This window comes from Cohnella thailandensis, assembly GCF_014212135.1.
Lineage (GTDB): Bacteria > Bacillota > Bacilli > Paenibacillales > Paenibacillaceae > Cohnella > Cohnella thailandensis.
The window spans coordinates 19,765-35,628 of the sequence record NZ_JACJVQ010000014.1 but is presented as its reverse complement, the minus strand read 5'-3'; the positions used below and the strand labels follow the sequence as shown (position 1 = coordinate 35,628).

The window sequence follows — 15,864 nt, the reverse complement described above, 5'->3', positions numbered from 1 at the left end:
CCTTTCTACGGATGTTTACATTATATTCCATACACGCGCATGCTCTTGGACCGCCCTTAAAGAACGCATAAATTAGGCATTCCGCCAAGGGACAACCATCTGTTTATTCGGGGCAGGGGAATTCCTCCAATCACGGCCTCTCCCGCTCTCATATGCTACCTTGTCTCATAAGAAAGGAGGGGTTCCGATTGGTAATGATAACGGATTTCAACAGCAGCATTCCTACTTCGGCCAGCGGCGGAGTCGTTAGGCCGGTGCCGGCCTCGCCGGCGGCGATCACGCTCGCTTCATTCGGACTGGCCGTCATTCAACCGAATACCGACGTCGCGCTTACCGCAACCGTAGGATGGAGAAACGTTCTGGGCACGCCGGTTCTCTTGTTCCGCATCTTCCGCGGGACGGGCGTCATCTACTCCGCCAGAGTATCGACGGTTGCCGTTCTGGAACAAGGCACGACCACCTTCCATATGGTCGACGTCAACGTCCCTCAAGGCTATTACGGATACTCGATCACCGTCGAGGCGGAGAGCTCTCTTCCTCTATTGAACAATGCGGAGATCGTGGGGCCGATCGTCATGTCCGGTACGGCCCTAGTCTAGCAGCGGCATAGGAGAAAAACCGTTCTGTACGACCGCGGTCATCCGGATGGTTTTTCTCTTCTCTCGGTTACGTCCAATCGTTGTTCTTCTCATAGCCGAAGTCGATCAAGAGTCCCCCGGCTATCTCCTTGAACTTGCGGGTCACCTCTTCGTCGAATTCGTCGCGCCAGGACCCGATCCGCCCGCTCCGGAACGTACGGGACTCCGTCGGCGCGATATTCGCTTCCATTAATTCGACCATCCGGGAATGGGGCGCCGGCGGCTTTAGCCCATCCCATAGGTACCGGACGACGGATAGAAGCGCCTCTTTGCGCGATTTCTCGGAGCTCATTAGTTCTTCGAAGGACACGGGCAGCGTGTTCCGGTCGCGAATCCAATGATAGAAAGGCCGGTTCCAGGCGTCGTAATCGTGCCAGCGCTCGCCGACTCCTTCCAGCAGGACAAGCATTCGGCCTTTGGTATCGGTAATCTCGTTCCGGAACAAATCGAATAACGGATGCTCGTTCCACTTGCTGGGGATAAAGTAGGCAAGCGACACCAGCACGTCCCTCGGATCGCGGTACACGAAGATATGCTTGAGCCGCAGGCGATCGATCATGCCGGCGTACGTCTCCGAGTAGAAAACATGGCCAAGCCCGAATTGATTCGGCTTTATTTGGCCCAGCCGGTACATATGATCCTTGAAAAGCTCCATGTTCGTCGTATGGTGATCGATAAAAAACTTGGCTTCCGAATTCGCGATCTCATGCCGGATACCGGGCATTCCGGTGAGGATCTGATGCATCAGGTGGGTTCCGCTCTTCGGTACGGACGTGACGAGAAACGGGGGCAACGGATCCGCTTGGTTCCATTCGGTCATTATCGGCTTCCTCCCAAAATCATCGTTCTCCATCTTATTACCGAAGCTTGGGAGCAGCATCTGCCAATCACCTATTTTTGCGGCGGGCTTCGCAAGCCCGTTTGTCCTCTCCGGAGGAACGTCCGCCGTTTCCGCTCAATAAAATAACTAAGCTTTTCCACTGGAAAGGGGGGAAGATGGTATGAAGGTCGTGATTCCGGCCGCGGACTTGCATAAAGGCGGGGGATGCAAGGCATTGGTCGATATCGCCAGGGCGATGACCGTTCGCGGTCATGACGTCGAAATCGTCTTGCCCGAGGGAAGCTCCGTTCATTATGAGCTTCCCTGCAAGCTGACCGTCGTTCCGGCTTTGACGAAGTCGACGATTCCTTACGGAGACCTGGTGCTGCCGAATTACTATACGACGTTCCGGCCCGCCTTCGAAGCGTGGCCGGACCGATGCGTGCGCATCAGCCTGGGCTTCGAGCCCTTATGGTCCCCCGAGCGAGAGCTCGCCTTATGGACGTACCGGCAGGATGTTCCCGTCGTCAGCATCTCCCGCTGGCTGGACGATCGAATATACGAGCATGCCGGCCGAAGAAGCGAAATCGTCTCATTGGGAATCGATCCGGCCGTCTTTAACGCTTCGGGTTCCAATCCCAAGCGGCGGAAGGGGGAGAAGCCTCAAGTCATTCTGTACATCGCCCGCAACCCCGATGTCGGATATGAATTCAAAGGCTTCCGCGATTTTCAGCAGTGCATGAACATTATCAAGAACGAATGGTCCGGCCCGTTTATCGTTCATCTGATTTGTCCCGAGCGCGCTCTTCCTCTTCCGGATATCCCGCACCGGATTTTTTTCCCCAAGAGCGAGCGGGAGATGGCCGACTTGTACCGCGACGCCGACGTGTTCGTGTCCTCCTCCTGGTTCGAAGCCTTCTCCCTGCCCCCCTTGGAAGCGATGGCCTGCGGCACGCCGGTCGTGACGACGAATTCGGGAGGCGTGCTGGATTATTGCGAGCATATGGAGAATGCCTATATAACGCAGCCCAAGAACCCCCGGGCGTTGGCCGAGGGGATCTGCGCCCTGCTGGACGACGGGCTGTTGTCCGACAAACTCATCGCTTCCGGCCTGCGGCGCGCCTCGTCGATGACCTCCCGGCACTTCGAGACGCGGATCGGCGAAGCGCTCGAAACCATATATCTCAACCAAATAGTCCGGAAATCAGGAAAGGAGAAGCGCACGTGAGCGGCTTGCCCTTGGTGTCGATCGTGATCCCGTTTTACAACTGCGCTTACGTGCAGCATGCCATCGAGAGCGCGCTTAACCAAAGCTATCCGAATGTCGAAGTCATCGTCGTCAATGACGGATCGACGCGCCACGCGGAGAAGATCCGTCCGTATTTCGGGCGAATCGTCTATCTGGAGAAACCGAACGGAGGAACCGGAAGCGCGCTGAACGCCGGTATCGCGCACGCTTCCGGGCATTATTTTACATGGCTGAGCTCGGATGACGTATATGACCGGGAGAAGGTGGCGAAGCAAGTCGCCTTTATGCGGAAGAACGGCGCGACGGTCAGCTACGGCGCATATTACTCCATGGATTCGAATCATAACCGGATCGGCGGGAAAATCGGCATCAGCTATCCGAATAAGCTGCAGTTCGTCAAGACCATGCAGAGGGGCTGTTTCATCAACGGGTGTACGGTCATGCTGGAGATGAGCGTGTTCCAAGAAGTCGGCCTCTTTAACGAAGCCTTGAAGTATACGCAGGACTACGACCTGTGGATGCGCGTTCTGCAGAAGCACGATTTCTACTACTTGGACGAGCCGCTTGTCCACTATCGCGTTCACGAGGAGATGGGCACCAAGAAGTTCGAACCCTTCATCGCAAAGGAGATTCACAAAGTGCAGCAGACTTACCGCCGCAAGCTCGACGAGATCGTTCGGCGGGAGAAGCTGAGAATTACTTTTCCGATCATCACGCTCTGCATCGGCGGAGCGCAGCGCATGCTGGCCGAGATGGTCAACGGAATGGCCGCTAGAGGCCATGAGGTTACCGTGCTGATGCCGCAGGCGGGAGTCGTGGATTACCCCGTGAACGCGAGGATCGTACGGACCGACTCGAGGTACCTTATTCAAGAACACGACTATCCGCAGGGCGATGTCATTATTTCGAACTACTTCACTCTTATTCCGGGAGCCGAGCAAGCCAGCCAGAACGGCAAAGGGACTCACATCCGGCTCAGCCTCTGCTACGAGCCTACCTTCCTGCCCGAGAACCATGTTACTTTTCCCACGTATCACGTCACCAAGAACCTGCTTGTCCTATCGAACTGGCAGCAGCAGCTCATTCGGCTGAATCACGGAGTCCAGGCCCATATCGTGCCCGTCGGGGTCAGTTCGGCCTTCTACAACATGCGCATTCGCAAGCCGGAGGGACCTCTGCAGATCTCGGCCATCCTTCGCCGGACGGAAGGAGGCCAGGCTTGGCACCGGGAGCAGCCCTATTTAATCCATCAGCTGCTGCAGGTCAAATCCCGATACCCTAACGTGCAGATCAATCTGTTCACGCCGCCGCACGAATTCGCGAATTCGCCAAGCCTTCAGGCCATCAAGGCAAGCCACCCGTTCCGCTATTTGACCCCGGGCAACGATAAAGAATTGTGCTATCACTACAACGAGACGGATATTTTCGTCAATTCGTCGACCTACGACACGGCCTCTATCCCCGGCTTGGAGGCGATGAAATGCGGGGCGGCGCTCGTCACGACTTACGCCGGGGGCAACAGCGATTATTGCCGGCACGAAGAGAACGGGCTGATGTCCTACCGGTACGAGAACCGGCTTGCTCAGGATATCATTCGCTTAATCGAGAATCCCGAGCTGCGCAGGAAGCTGGCCGCGGCCGGAGAGGAAGAGGCGAAGAAGTGGACGTGGGAACGGAGCACGGACGCCTTCGAACGAGCCGTGCGGAGTTTCGTGCAGAAAGGTTGAACAATTAGATTGCCATTTTTAGGTAACTGTCTAGGACGAGGTTACCCATAGGTGAGTACTATAGTTTGGAGTAAGAGCGAGACATCTATGGAGGTGTACCATGACAATGACCAAGAAGCGTTGCGTTGTCAAGAAGCGTTGCGTCGTCAAAAAAACGATCCGCGTCGTCTGTCCGGACGATTGCGGCGAGCATGCGACCAGCTGCAAGAGAAAGAAGAAAAAACGCGTTGTCAGAAGGCTTAAAAAACGGGTACGCAAACCGATCCGCAGGCATTCCGCCCCGTCGGTGCACGTCGACTCTACCGCTCCCGTCGTCAACGTCTCCACGCCCCCGCCGACCGTTAACGTAACGCCGCCGCCTCCGACCGTTCACGTGGATGCCACCGCTCCCGTCGTCAACGTAACGACTCCCGCTCCCGTCGTCAACGTTCATGTAGATAAGGACGATCACGAACACGATCACAATCACAATCACAATCACGATCACGATTACGATAACTGCCGCGAGATGCGCGAGCAATTGTCGGATCACATCGGCAGAGAGATCGAAGTCATAACGTCCGGCGGCGCGGGCGGAGGCGGAGAGCCTCCGAACCGGATGGGCGTTCTCGAATCGGTCGGAAGAGGCACTTTCGCCCTTCGTTCGGAACGGGGAGGCACGACGGAAGGAACGCCGCTCGTCTACTATTCCATCTGTCAAATCATCGGCTTCGTTGCCCGTTAACCGATTCCGCAAGTTGAAGCGGCCGCTCGCTCGCCGCAAAGCCAACTAAACGAAGGAGGACTAGGAGATGGCAGATATCGTTAGCATAGTGGCCGGGATTTCTTATTCGACCCGCGCCAGTTATATCCACGTGATCGACAGCAATATCGCCTTTCCCGGCCTGGTGGTCGGAGCCCGCCCCGCGCCGGTCGTCGCAAGCATGATCGATGCCGGATTTACTTTGATCGAATACGGCGGGAACGGGAACGTGACGAATTACTTGCTGACCAGGCAATCGGTTGTACCGCCGACCTGCAGCCCCCTGGAACCGTTCGAAGGCCGCCTGAATACGACGGTGACCGTCACGACGGCAGCCGGCACGGAGACCGGCACCTTGCTCTACGTCGGCGAAGACTACGTTCAACTGCTGGAGAGCAACGGCGATGTCCTGCTGATCCCTGCTTACAGCATCGAATCCGTTATCTAATGAAACGGCTGCGGCACGTTTCAACGCTAAGGGGGGAAATTTACATGAATTACTATGAGGCGCTGGAAGGTTACATCGGACGAACGGTAGAAGTTTTTCTGGCCAATCAGGTTTATATCGGCGAGCTGCAAGAAGTGGAAGAATGCTATTTTACTCTTCAGACTTCCGATACCTATTATTACGGTCCGTCCATGACCGTAACCGTCATTGCCGATAGCGTTCAGTTCGTTCGCGTGTTGGCCGCTTAAGCCTGTTCGCGCGCCCGCCCCGGAACCCGGACTCATCCCGGAGCTTCTTCCGTCCCCGCGACGGACGCCTTTCGCAGCATCCACCTTTTCCAGGCCGCGTATTTATCGGAATTTCGGCGCGTTATGCTGGAGGACCGGATTCGTCGATGATACAGCATCTCCGGAACATGGCGGACGCGGAAGCTCTTCGCCAATCGAAGGAGAATCTCGAAATCCTCGTATAAACGACCGTCGTAGAGAGCCGTAACGGCCCAACCTCCTAGCCTCCTCAACGCCTCCGTCCGGTAACAACGAGGGGCTAGGGGGGCGGCCTCCTCCAACAGGGATTCCGGATTCCAGCTTGCCAGAGCCGGATGCCGGCCGTTATACACGAGCTCCTTGCGCGGTCTCTCCGTCCAGCGGCAGTGGTCCCCATACAAGCAAGCCGTATCCGGGGATGCGCTCCGAATAGAGGGAAGCAGCTTCTGCAAGCAGTCGGGAGGCAGCCAATCGTCCGCGTCCAGCTCGAGCAGCCAAGGCGTCCCGCATGCCTCCAAAGCGGCGTTTAAGGAATGCGACTTGCCCTTGTTGACCGGGTTGCGGATCAACGCGATTCTTGAAGATTGCGGAAGCGCTTGGAGCTTGGTCCAAGTGTCGTCCGTAGAGGCATCGTCCACGACGATCAGCTGCCAGACGTCCGCGGTTTGGGAGCATACGCTGCGTATGGCCCACAGTAAGTATTCGGCATTGTTGTACGAACAGATGACGATCGTGATAAGCGGCGACTCAAGAGGCTTTAGAAGCTCGATTGGCCCGGGAGAACCGGCAGGGCCTCTCCCCGCCTCGAGAGTGGGGCATACCCATTCCCACTCCTCTTCGACTCTCTGCCAAGCGGGCTTGCGAGTTCGGCTGGGCTCCCACATCGAGCTGCCGGCAACCGGCCAATTCCAGCCGGCGCCAAGCCGGAACATCTTGTCATGAAGTACATATGCTTCGAACGGCAGCAGCTCCCTCTCGGCCAAATACGGTTCCCCGCCAAGCTTAACCGCATCCGTTCTCCAAACCAATGGATGAGGCGGCGGCTCCGGGATCGGGCTCTCGTGAAGGGGGCTTCCTTGTTCCCGATAATAGATAAGTCCCGCCGCATTCGCGGGCAGACCGGCGAGCCGGTCCGCCAGTTCGGCAACGAACGGGGGCCGAAGCCGGTCGCCCGCCTGCAAAGTAAGGAAGAACGGCTGATCGTAAGGCTCCAGAAGCTCATTCATGGCTTTGGCGGGCATGCGTTGAATGAGCTCCACCTCCCATTCGGGAGCATATCGAGCCAAATTCGACCTTGTCATTTCGGCTTCGGCCGCATTCGAAGCATTCAGGACAAACGCAAGAACCACGACGTTTTCTCCTTGGCGAGTAGGTTTATAACCATATTATGCGGCCGGATGTCCCGCGTTCATGGGCCGGCGTCACGATTAACGGGTCATGCCGCTAGGAAACATGCGAAGGGATAATAGGCAATCGATGATTTGATCGACGGACTCGGCGAGAGACTGCCGGGCGGACGGAATGACGATCTCCGGGTGCAGAGGAGCCTCATAGGGGGCTGAGATTCCGGTGAAGCCGGGGATGATTCCCGCCCTCGCTTTCTTATATAAGCCTTTCGGATCCCGCTGCTCGCATACCTGCAAGGGGCAGTCCACGTAAGCCTCGATGAACTCGCCTTCGCCGAAGAGACTGCGGGCCAGCTCGCGGTCGGCCCGATAAGGCGAAATCAACGCGATTATCGTAATGATTCCCGCGTCTACCAGCAGCCTGGCAACCTCGGACGTCCGGCGGATGTTCTCCTTGCGATGCTCGGCGGAGAAGCCCAAATCGCCGTTCAGACCATGGCGAAGGTTGTCGCCGTCCAGCACGTAACTTCGAATCTTCATTCCGTGGAGCCTGCGCTCCGTTTCGTAGGCTAAGGTAGATTTGCCCGATCCGGACAATCCGGTAAGCCACAGCACGCAGCTTCGATGGGCGTTCAACCGATGGCGATCCTGCCTGGCGATTTTGGAGGGATGCCATTGGATATGCTCGCTCGTGTGCTCCACATTTGTACCTCCAGCTCGTCTTATCGTACAAGGTAGTTTATGTGAGCCGGGACGAAGGGGTGCTGGTCAGGTCTCCCCCCTCTTGGCAAGCAAAGCAAAAAAAAACAGCCTCATTCCCGCGAAAACCGGGATCCAAGGCCGTTTCGTTCTAGAGCGATTCGTATTCAAGGAAAGGGTCGTCGATAACGATGCGGTGAGCTTCCGCGTCGCTCACTCCCGAATAGAGAGTCGCCGTGCCGTCTCCGTTCCGGACGATTCCTCCGCTGAAGAGCACATCCTCCAGATCCAGGCGCTTGGCCGGGCCGTCCGGGAACATGTCGCGGGAGGCGATAATCTTGAGAGGCGTCGCCTCCCGTTTCTCCGGATCGAAGCCGAACGCCATCGGGTAGTAATGGCGGATGTTGCCGTCGTCCATGCGGGCGATATGGCCCAGCACGCCGATGATGCCGTTAGGCAGCAGGTGAGCTTCGTTGCCGCCTCCCCATTCCACCTTCAGGAACTGGTCCGGAATGACGTCGGCTTTCTCCATTCGCTCTTCCGTCAGTTCTTCCAGCGCCCCGATCTCGGTGTAGCCGATCATCGCTCTCGCGTCGCCAACCGGCATCGGCCGGGTGAACACTCCGATTCGGCCGCTGGCGAGCTCGACCAGCCGGACGTCCTTCATCGTCAGAGGTCCCTTCGCGAAAGGTTCCAGATCGGCAATCCGGTATCCGCGATAGAAGACGGTTCTCCAAGACGTGACATAATGGGGATCGTCCCCATCGAAGTAAACCTCGACCCCGCCGAAAATAAGCTCGCCATGAATAAAGGAAAAGAACGGATCCTGCAGCTCGAACACGGGAGCGTTCTGGCGAGGCACCCATTGTCCGTCGCGTTCCACGAAGAACATGACCTGGGAACGCTCGCTGGAACGATCCTCCACCCGGCCGGCGATGACCAGCTCCCCGTCGTCCGGGAACGGTGCCGTTATATTATAGACATCCCGGTCGCCGATGCCCGAGAAAATCAACTTTACTCCCCGGCGATCCGGTCGTGTCTGCTTGAATTCTGCGAATAGGACGGCGCACGACTTGGCTTGCCCGATAGATGTCAGCATAACGGTCCCCCAAACTTCGTACGGACGATGCGGGCATCGTCCACTATCTTCATTCCTATTGTAGAAGTTCCGATGTCAAATGGTGAGAGGCGAAAGACCTGCTATTTATTGAAAAATACTGAAGATCCAGTACAGGATCGCCGCAAGAACCGCGGAGATCGGGATGGTGACGATCCAGGAGACGACGATCCGTCCCGCCGTATTCCAGCGGACGCTGGAGAACCGCTTCGCGGAACCGACGCCGAGAATCGCGGACGTGATGGCGTGGGTCGTGCTGACGGGAAGATGGGTCAGCGTCGCCGAGAAGATGACAGCCGCGCCGCTGAGGTCGGCCGCGAAGCCGTTGATCGGCTCGATCTTGAAGATCTTCGTGCCCATCGTCTTGATGATTTTCCAGCCGCCCATCGAGGTTCCCAGAGCCATGGCCGTCGCCGCCGCGATCTTGGCCCAGAGCGGCACGTCCAGATGATCCTGGAATTCTCCGGCGACAAGCGCCATCGTGATGATCCCCATCGCCTTCTGGGCGTCGTTCGTTCCGTGGGTGAACGCCTGCAGGGCGGCGGTCATGATCTGGCCCGTCCGGAACATGCGGTTCACGTAGCGCGGATTGGAGTTGGCGAACAGGTGCTTAAGTATGAACATCACGATATAGCCTAGAATGAAGGCGATTATCGGAGATGCGATAAGGCCGATAAGTATGGTGGAGAAGCCGCCGTAGTTGATGCCGTCCCATCCTTCCGAAGCGATCGCCGCCCCGGCGAGAGCGCCGATCAGGGCGTGGGAGGAGGAGGACGGAATTCCCAGCCACCAGGTGATAAGGTTCCAGATAATCGCTCCGACCAGGGTAGCGCATATGACCGTAAGGCCGTGCTCGAGCTTGAAAGGGTCGGTTACTTTGCCGCCGATCGTCTTGGCTACTCCGGTGAACATCAGGGCGCCCACGAAGTTCATCGTCGCCGCTAGAATGATCGCCATTCTCGGCGTCAGGGCCCGGGTGGATACGGAACTGGCAATGGCATTGGCCGTATCGTGGAATCCGTTGATAAAGTCGAAGGCGAGCGCCAGGACTACGATTAAGGCAACCATCAGTGTCATGTGATCCATGCGTGTATCGTCTCTTTCCTATTCCGCGCGATTAAGAGTTGCGCATGATAATGGATTGCAAGGTATTTGCGACGTCTTCGCACGCGTCGGTCGTTTCCTCGAGACGCTCGTACATGTCCTTGAACTTGATGAGCTCGATCGGATCCTTCACGTTCTGGAACAGGTTCTTGATGCCTTCGCGCATCAGGTCGTCCCCTTCGTTCTCCAGCTCGTTCAGCTTGACGCAGTGGGTTTGCATGGCAAGCAGCTTCTTCTGGGTGAGCAGGTAGATCGCGGCTTTGATCTCCAGGGCCGAACGCCGGAGAACGTCGCCGAATTTGCGGATGATCGCGTCGGGTTTGGAGATGTGGTACATATCGAAACGGGAAGCGCATGCCTCGATACCGTCCAACACGTCGTCCAGAAGCTTGGTGAGCTCTAGGATATCCTCCCGTTCGATCGGGGTGATGAACGTTTTATTCAATTCCGTAAAGATCATATGCGCGAGTTGATCTCCCTTGTGCTCGTACACCTTCATCTCTTTGGCGAATTCTGTCACATCGTTCAGATCGCTGTTTACAGCGGCAGCGAATCTGTCGACCGTCTCTTGGATCAGGTCCGCCAGCTCCTCGAGGGTCTTAAAGAAAATGTCTTTTTTTCGGAACACCAATAGCCCTTCTTTCCCAAATATAAAGATGCCTTGCCTGCTTTGTTTTCGACTTGCCTTTTTTACATTCGACAAACATTGTTTTTACATTTGCATGACAAACCCATTCCATATATTATCACAGCGCTCGTCCGCATGGTATAGGGCTTTTCTTAAGCTTCGCCAAGTCCTTCCTTAAAGTTTGGCCCAACCGGGACGACAATAACCGTCTCGCCATTCGACATAATTCGCGAAAATCCTTGTCCCGCCTGATTTTTCAACAAGAACCTCGGTTATTTATCTGTACGGGAGACGGGTTAACGAGCTATTCTTAAAGGAAGGTAAAATCGTCAATCGGAGGTGCTCCCGCTATGTCCTCTACCTCGTGGAGGTTCGATTTCGGCCTGGGCGATGCCGCGGAAGGCTACGCCAAGGTGACTCCCGCAACCGTATACAACCCGTCCGCGGGCTTCGGCTTCGCCGAAGGGTCCGCGGTCGCCGCAAGGGATCGGCGCGAACCGGAACCCTTAAAGCAAGATTTGTGCATTCCGGCGGAAGCGGAATTTCGCGTCGACGTGCCCGACGGCAGCTATCAGCTCAGCCTGCTGATCGGCGATTGGATCCTTCCTTCTCACACCACTGTTAAAGCTTCCCCAGGAAGGCTTCTCATAAACGGGCTCCGAACTTCTCCGGGACAATTCGTTCGGGAGACGGTCTCCGTGCGGGCTCGCGGCGGCTACATTCGCCTGCAATTCTCCGGACAAGCTCCGAGGATCAACGCCCTGGAGATAAACGCGGCGCCTCACGCGCTCAGCCTGTTCTTGGCCGGGGATTCGACCGTCACCGATCAGCCGGAGGACGGGTATCCCTATGCCGGCTGGGGACAGATGCTGGCCTCGATGCTCAAGCACGACGTCATCATCGCGAACGAGGCGGCCTCGGGCCGAAGCTCGAAGAGCTTCATCGAAGAAGGCCGGCTTGACGTCATCTGGAACGAGATCAAGCCGAACGATTTCCTGTTCATCCAATTCGGCCATAACGACCAGAAGCCTGACGAGGAGAGGCATACCGAGCCTTCGACTACTTATAAGGAATATCTTCGCCGCTACATCGACGGAGCCAGGGAACGCGGGGCTCACCCCGTGCTGGTAACCTCCGTCCACCGCCGCTTCTTCGCCGAGGACGGCACGCTCCAGAATACTCACGGCAGCTACCTGGACGCCGTTCGCGAGCTGGCCGAGGAGACGGGAACGCCGCTAATCGACCTCGCCGCCCGCACCAAGACGCTTCTCGAGGAGCTTGGCCCCGAGGATTCGAAGCAGCTCTTCATGTGGGGAGCCCGCGGCGAGTTCGCCAACTTCCCCGGCGGCATCGAGGACAATACGCACTTCCAGGAGCAAGGCGCCATCCGAATCGCGGGACTCGTCGTGGAGGAGATCCGCAGGATCGGGCTCTGGCCATTGGCGATGTATATAAGGTAAGTCAGCAGAAGCGGCGGACTCTACATGGAGACCCGATAAGCTCGGCATCTCAGCCTCAAGTGCCGTCACCACCGGCTTAGCCGATGGTGACGGCGTTCATCGGCCCTAAAGCAAGTGCCTCTAATGCGCTGAAAGCCTCCCTTTCCTATATTTACCCAAAAAGCCCCTGTAACGGCGCTTTTATATGCGATTTTTCGTCGTCTCAACGGTTAACGGGTGTCGATTGGCTCCGTAAGCGGCTCTGAGGGAAGAGAAATTGTACAGACTATCCAGCTAACTCGCGCGGATGGCCGGCGGTGAAGCGGAATTATGTAAACTATATCTGGCGGCTTTAAACCCTTGTCAACTAAGAAAGAGGCTGTCTCAAAAGCAGACAGCCTCCCATTTGGGTTCGCGGCGGGCACATCCGGTGAACCGATATTTCCAATATAAACAGCCCAACCTCGAACGAGGCCATCTTATGGATCGGCCCTCTATAATTAGCGTGTAGTCTCCCTCTGTCCGGCTAGCAGTCGCTCGAGCTCCTTGAGCTTCGGCAGCCCTTCCCAATCGCCTCGGAACTGAGTGGCGAGAGCCCCCATTCGATTGCCCTTCGCTAGCGAGGATGACAAAGCAGACGAGCCTTCTGGCAGCCAGGACGACAGGAACCCGGCCGCGAATGCATCTCCCGCTCCGACCGTGTCGACGACCCGGCTGACTCGGCAAGGCTCCGCTCTGACCGTAGACGATGCGTCGAAACCGATCGCCCCGTCCGCACCCAGTTTCAGGACGACGGTCCGCGGACCCATTCCGAGAAAATAGCTCCCGCATTCTTCGACGCTCCTATCTCCCGCAAGAAACTCGGCTTCCTCGATTCCTGGCATAAACACGTCGCAGAGCGGAATGAGAGACAGCAGGGTTTCCCGCGCCTCCTCTTCGCTCCATAGCTTCCGGCGCAGATTGGGATCGAACGAAACCGTCATTCCCTTTTCCCTCGCACGCCGCATAACCTCGCGTACCGTCTCGGCCGCTCCCCTGGACAACGCCGGCGTAATCCCGGTTACGTGCAGATGCCGGGCATCGGCCAACCAGCGATCTTCGATATGCTCGGGCTTCAACCCGCTCGCGGCAGAGTGTCTCCGGTAATAGTAAACGTTCGGATCCCCGTAACCTTTGAACTCTTTAAAATAAACGGCCGTCGGAGATGTCTCATCTCGGGTCGCAAAAGAGATGTCAACCCCTTCTCCCGCCAAAGTCGAAACGATCAGATCGCCGAACGGATCGGCTCCGAGTCGGCTGATCCAGCGAACGCGAAGCCCGAGACGCGACAATCCGATCGCGACGTTGGACTCGGCTCCCGCTACAGACCGGGCGAACAGGGGAGCGTACGCCAGAGGCCCTTCGTTAAGAGGCTGCAAAAGAACCATGCTCTCCCCCAAGGTGACGACTTCGGCGGGTCTAATACGATCCGTCATGGCGTCTCCCCGATTTTCTCCCGGAAAGCTTGCGCCCTGCGCGTCAACCAATCGAAGTCGCCCTGCCGAATCCGCTCCTTGTCCACCAGGTTGCCGCCGAGACCGACAGCCGCCGCTCCGGCATCGAGCACGTTGCGGATATTGTCCAGATGAATTCCGCCGGTCTCGCGAAACCGAGAAATCATATTCAGGGCTCCATCCGTATTCAGGGTTACTTCCAGGAAGACGATGCCGCCTTCCTCAAGCGTGCGCCGTCGCATCCCCGTCCTCCTTCCGAATGCCGCGCAGGATAGCGACGATTTTATGTTCGGATAGTTCTTGCACCAGTTGAGATATCATAGATGAGCTCCTTACGGAACGTCCGCTTCCGGTCGAAAGCGGCTTCCTAGGGAAATTAAAGTTTGAACAGCGAGATTTGCCGATTGAGGCGTTCCGCCACCTCTTGAAGTCGTTCCGTCGCGCCGCGAATGCTATCGGCCAGAGCCGCTTGCTCTTCCGTCGCGGCGGCCACGGACTGCGCCTGAACGGCAACTTCTCGGGCCGCCGCGGCCGTCTGATCCATGCCCGCGGCCACCTGCTCGGAGCTCGCCGCGATCTGCTCGGTAACGGCCGAAGCTTCGTGAACCTGCTGGGAGACTTGCTCGACGGACTTGCGGATAGCCTGGAAATCGTTATCGACCTCGTTCATAAGCCGGGAGCCTTTGTCCGTTTGTTCCAGCGTATTCGTCATGGAGGTCGAAGCGTTGACGATCTCCTCCTGCGTCTCCCGGATGAGAGAATGAATCGCTTCGGCCGATTCCAGCGACCCGGCCGCAAGGGCTCGAATTTCTCCGGCGACGACCGCGAAGCCTCTGCCTCCTTCGCCGGCCCTTGCCGCCTCTATCGTTGCGTTAAGGGACAAAATATTGGTGCGGCTTGCGATCCCGCCGATCTCCGAGGTGATCTTGCCGATCTGCTCCGATTTAAGCTGAAGGGAGGAGACGACGCGGGAAAGCTCGTGAACGGAGGCGAGGATTTCTCCCAGCTGATCGTTCATCTGCCGGACGCGAACGCTTCCCCGATCGATTCGTTCCGAAGTCGTCTGGGAGGATTCCGCTATGGCGCTCGTATTCTCCGCTATGCGCTGAATGCCGATCGCCGTCTCGGCCATCGCCCGGCCCGACTCCTCCACGATGCTCGTCTGGGTGTCCGCCTGCGAGGTGACATCCTGGATCGCGCGGGCGACGTGCTCCGAACCGTCCGCCGCTTCTTTCGCGCTTGCGGATAAGCTTTCCGCCGACTCCGATACGGTACTGGAATGATCCGTAATATCGCCGATCAGCTCGCGCAGCCTAAGCGTCATCCGGTCCGTGGATTCGATGATCTGCCCGAGCTCGTCCTTGTCGTACTTCGCCGCGGGCGCATATTGAAGATCGCCTGCCGCCACCTGTTTGAGCTTAGCCAGAACGCGCTTGATCGTCCTGCGAATCCGCTCCGTAAGAACGATTCCGATAGCCAACAGGATCGCCACCTCGGCCGCGAGCAGGATCGCGCTCGTCCAGATGGCTTTCGACTTCTCATTCTCTACGGCCTGTATCTCCTGAATGGCAAACTGTTCGATCAGCGTGCGCATGGAATTCAGGTTCAAGCTCGCCTGATCGAATAAGGACTGATCGGAGGATGAGGCTCCCGCGGAACCGTTCGCGCCGGATCCCGAACGTACGTTGCCTTGAGCCAGGGCAGACCATTCGCCGAAGCTGCGAACGAGAGAGTCGTACATCTCGATAACGGTTTCTCCGGAACGGGCATCCGCCAGATTTTCCAACCGGTTCTTCTTGATCAGCTCGAGAAGGCTGGCGGTACGGCTCTCCACGGAACTGATCTTGTTGCCCAGATCCGTGGATACCCGGGAACGGGTCGTCGCATCGAGCGAACCGCCTTGCAGACGCTGATAATTCGCGTTCGCCTGATACATGTCGCGCTCGGCGGTAAGCAGTTGATAGGTGATTTTGTAAGACGATTCGTACAACGAATTTTTTAATCGATCGATGTTGGCGATATTTTGCGATAACAAATACAAGGTCGTACCGATGAATAGAACGATAGGCAAATATAAAATCAACCTCAGCTTGGCTTTTAAAGAGATGTTGTTCAACGGGAAACCCCTTTCTCCGTTCAAAATGGAAT

16 protein-coding genes are annotated in these 15,864 nt (G+C 57.1%); 7 read left to right on the top strand and 9 right to left on the bottom strand.

Annotated elements, in window-relative coordinates:
• The first annotated feature begins 188 nt into the window (after nucleotides 1-188).
• Entirely contained in the window at nucleotides 189-599 is a 411-nt protein-coding gene (locus tag H7B67_RS16220) for a hypothetical protein (protein ID WP_185120906.1), read from the top strand.
• 67 nt (nucleotides 600-666) lie between these two features.
• Here the strand turns inward: H7B67_RS16220 and H7B67_RS16215 are convergent, their stop codons facing one another.
• Entirely contained in the window at nucleotides 667-1,458 is a 792-nt protein-coding gene (locus tag H7B67_RS16215) for a sulfotransferase domain-containing protein (RefSeq protein WP_185120905.1), read from the bottom strand.
• A gap of 181 nt (nucleotides 1,459-1,639) precedes the next feature.
• Here H7B67_RS16215 and H7B67_RS16210 point away from each other — a divergent pair, with 181 nt between their 5' ends.
• The 5 genes from H7B67_RS16210 (at nucleotide 1,640) to H7B67_RS16185 (ending at nucleotide 5,872) form a co-directional block, all read left to right on the top strand.
• Nucleotides 1,640-2,686: a glycosyltransferase family 4 protein gene (locus H7B67_RS16210; protein ID WP_185120904.1), complete on the top strand. Its 1,047-nt coding sequence runs from the start codon at nucleotides 1,640-1,642 to the stop codon at nucleotides 2,684-2,686.
• The gene (locus H7B67_RS30890; protein WP_342592594.1) at nucleotides 2,683-4,434 is read left to right on the top strand and encodes a glycosyltransferase; all 1,752 of its coding nucleotides are present in this window, start codon (nucleotides 2,683-2,685) and stop codon (nucleotides 4,432-4,434) included. The genes H7B67_RS16210 and H7B67_RS30890 overlap by 4 nt, the downstream gene beginning before the upstream one ends.
• Nucleotides 4,435-4,534: 100 nt before the next feature.
• Nucleotides 4,535-5,158 (top strand): hypothetical protein, encoded by a 624-nt coding sequence (locus H7B67_RS16195; protein WP_185120903.1) that lies wholly within the window; start codon nucleotides 4,535-4,537, stop codon nucleotides 5,156-5,158.
• Between the two features lie 67 nt (nucleotides 5,159-5,225).
• Nucleotides 5,226-5,624, top strand: a complete 399-nt coding sequence (locus H7B67_RS16190) for a hypothetical protein (protein ID WP_185120902.1) — start codon at nucleotides 5,226-5,228, stop codon at nucleotides 5,622-5,624.
• A 44-nt stretch (nucleotides 5,625-5,668) separates the two neighbouring features.
• Nucleotides 5,669-5,872 (top strand): hypothetical protein, encoded by a 204-nt coding sequence (locus H7B67_RS16185; RefSeq protein WP_185120901.1) that lies wholly within the window; start codon nucleotides 5,669-5,671, stop codon nucleotides 5,870-5,872.
• Nucleotides 5,873-5,904: 32 nt separating this feature from the next.
• Here the strand turns inward: H7B67_RS16185 and H7B67_RS16180 are convergent, their stop codons facing one another.
• The 5 genes from H7B67_RS16180 to H7B67_RS16160 all read right to left on the bottom strand — a co-directional run bounded on the left by H7B67_RS16180 (nucleotide 5,905) and on the right by H7B67_RS16160 (nucleotide 10,787).
• Nucleotides 5,905-7,239 carry a glycosyltransferase gene (locus H7B67_RS16180; RefSeq protein WP_185120900.1) on the bottom strand — a complete coding sequence of 445 codons (1,335 nt, stop codon included), beginning with the start codon at nucleotides 7,237-7,239 and terminating at the stop codon, nucleotides 5,905-5,907.
• A 78-nt stretch (nucleotides 7,240-7,317) separates the two neighbouring features.
• A complete protein-coding gene (gene cysC, locus H7B67_RS16175) occupies nucleotides 7,318-7,938 on the bottom strand; it encodes an adenylyl-sulfate kinase (protein ID WP_185120899.1) in 621 nt (206 codons plus the stop codon).
• A 148-nt stretch (nucleotides 7,939-8,086) separates the two neighbouring features.
• The gene (locus tag H7B67_RS16170; RefSeq protein WP_185120898.1) at nucleotides 8,087-9,034 is read right to left on the bottom strand and encodes a DUF1861 family protein; all 948 of its coding nucleotides are present in this window, start codon (nucleotides 9,032-9,034) and stop codon (nucleotides 8,087-8,089) included.
• Between the two features lie 105 nt (nucleotides 9,035-9,139).
• Nucleotides 9,140-10,138, bottom strand: a complete 999-nt coding sequence (locus H7B67_RS16165; protein WP_185120897.1) for an inorganic phosphate transporter — start codon at nucleotides 10,136-10,138, stop codon at nucleotides 9,140-9,142.
• A 31-nt stretch (nucleotides 10,139-10,169) separates the two neighbouring features.
• Nucleotides 10,170-10,787, bottom strand: coding sequence for a DUF47 domain-containing protein (locus H7B67_RS16160; protein WP_185120896.1), 618 nt, complete (start codon nucleotides 10,785-10,787; stop codon nucleotides 10,170-10,172).
• A 347-nt stretch (nucleotides 10,788-11,134) separates the two neighbouring features.
• Between H7B67_RS16160 and H7B67_RS16155 the strand changes: the two genes are divergently transcribed.
• Nucleotides 11,135-12,244 carry a rhamnogalacturonan acetylesterase gene (locus H7B67_RS16155; protein ID WP_185120895.1) on the top strand — a complete coding sequence of 370 codons (1,110 nt, stop codon included), beginning with the start codon at nucleotides 11,135-11,137 and terminating at the stop codon, nucleotides 12,242-12,244.
• 479 nt (nucleotides 12,245-12,723) lie between these two features.
• Here H7B67_RS16155 and H7B67_RS16150 read toward each other — a convergent pair whose 3' ends face one another.
• The 3 genes from H7B67_RS16150 to H7B67_RS16140 all read right to left on the bottom strand — a co-directional run bounded on the left by H7B67_RS16150 (nucleotide 12,724) and on the right by H7B67_RS16140 (nucleotide 15,832).
• Nucleotides 12,724-13,698 carry a sugar kinase gene (locus H7B67_RS16150; RefSeq protein WP_185120894.1) on the bottom strand — a complete coding sequence of 325 codons (975 nt, stop codon included), beginning with the start codon at nucleotides 13,696-13,698 and terminating at the stop codon, nucleotides 12,724-12,726.
• On the bottom strand, nucleotides 13,695-13,958 hold the full coding sequence (locus tag H7B67_RS16145; protein ID WP_185120893.1) for a beta/alpha barrel domain-containing protein: 264 nt from the start codon (nucleotides 13,956-13,958) through the stop codon (nucleotides 13,695-13,697). Before H7B67_RS16145 ends, H7B67_RS16150 begins: the two co-directional genes overlap by 4 nt.
• A 134-nt stretch (nucleotides 13,959-14,092) precedes the next feature.
• Nucleotides 14,093-15,832 carry a methyl-accepting chemotaxis protein gene (locus tag H7B67_RS16140; RefSeq protein ID WP_185120892.1) on the bottom strand — a complete coding sequence of 580 codons (1,740 nt, stop codon included), beginning with the start codon at nucleotides 15,830-15,832 and terminating at the stop codon, nucleotides 14,093-14,095.
• Nucleotides 15,833-15,864: the final 32 nt, after the last annotated feature.

Bases quoted from the DNA above. Each gene is read 5' to 3' on its own strand.
- H7B67_RS16215 (WP_185120905.1), bottom strand. From the start codon at position 1,458: ATGACCGAATGGAACCAAGCGGATCCGTTGCCCCCGTTTCTCGTCACG.
- H7B67_RS16210 (WP_185120904.1), top strand. From the start codon at position 1,640: ATGAAGGTCGTGATTCCGGCCGCGGACTTGCATAAAGGCGGGGGATGC.
- H7B67_RS16195 (WP_185120903.1), top strand. From the start codon at position 4,535: ATGACAATGACCAAGAAGCGTTGCGTTGTCAAGAAGCGTTGCGTCGTC.
- H7B67_RS16190 (WP_185120902.1), top strand. From the start codon at position 5,226: ATGGCAGATATCGTTAGCATAGTGGCCGGGATTTCTTATTCGACCCGC.
- H7B67_RS16185 (WP_185120901.1), top strand. From the start codon at position 5,669: ATGAATTACTATGAGGCGCTGGAAGGTTACATCGGACGAACGGTAGAA.
- H7B67_RS16170 (WP_185120898.1), bottom strand. From the start codon at position 9,034: ATGCTGACATCTATCGGGCAAGCCAAGTCGTGCGCCGTCCTATTCGCA.
- H7B67_RS16165 (WP_185120897.1), bottom strand. From the start codon at position 10,138: ATGGATCACATGACACTGATGGTTGCCTTAATCGTAGTCCTGGCGCTC.
- H7B67_RS16155 (WP_185120895.1), top strand. From the start codon at position 11,135: ATGTCCTCTACCTCGTGGAGGTTCGATTTCGGCCTGGGCGATGCCGCG.
- H7B67_RS16150 (WP_185120894.1), bottom strand. From the start codon at position 13,698: ATGACGGATCGTATTAGACCCGCCGAAGTCGTCACCTTGGGGGAGAGC.
- H7B67_RS16145 (WP_185120893.1), bottom strand. From the start codon at position 13,958: ATGCGACGGCGCACGCTTGAGGAAGGCGGCATCGTCTTCCTGGAAGTA.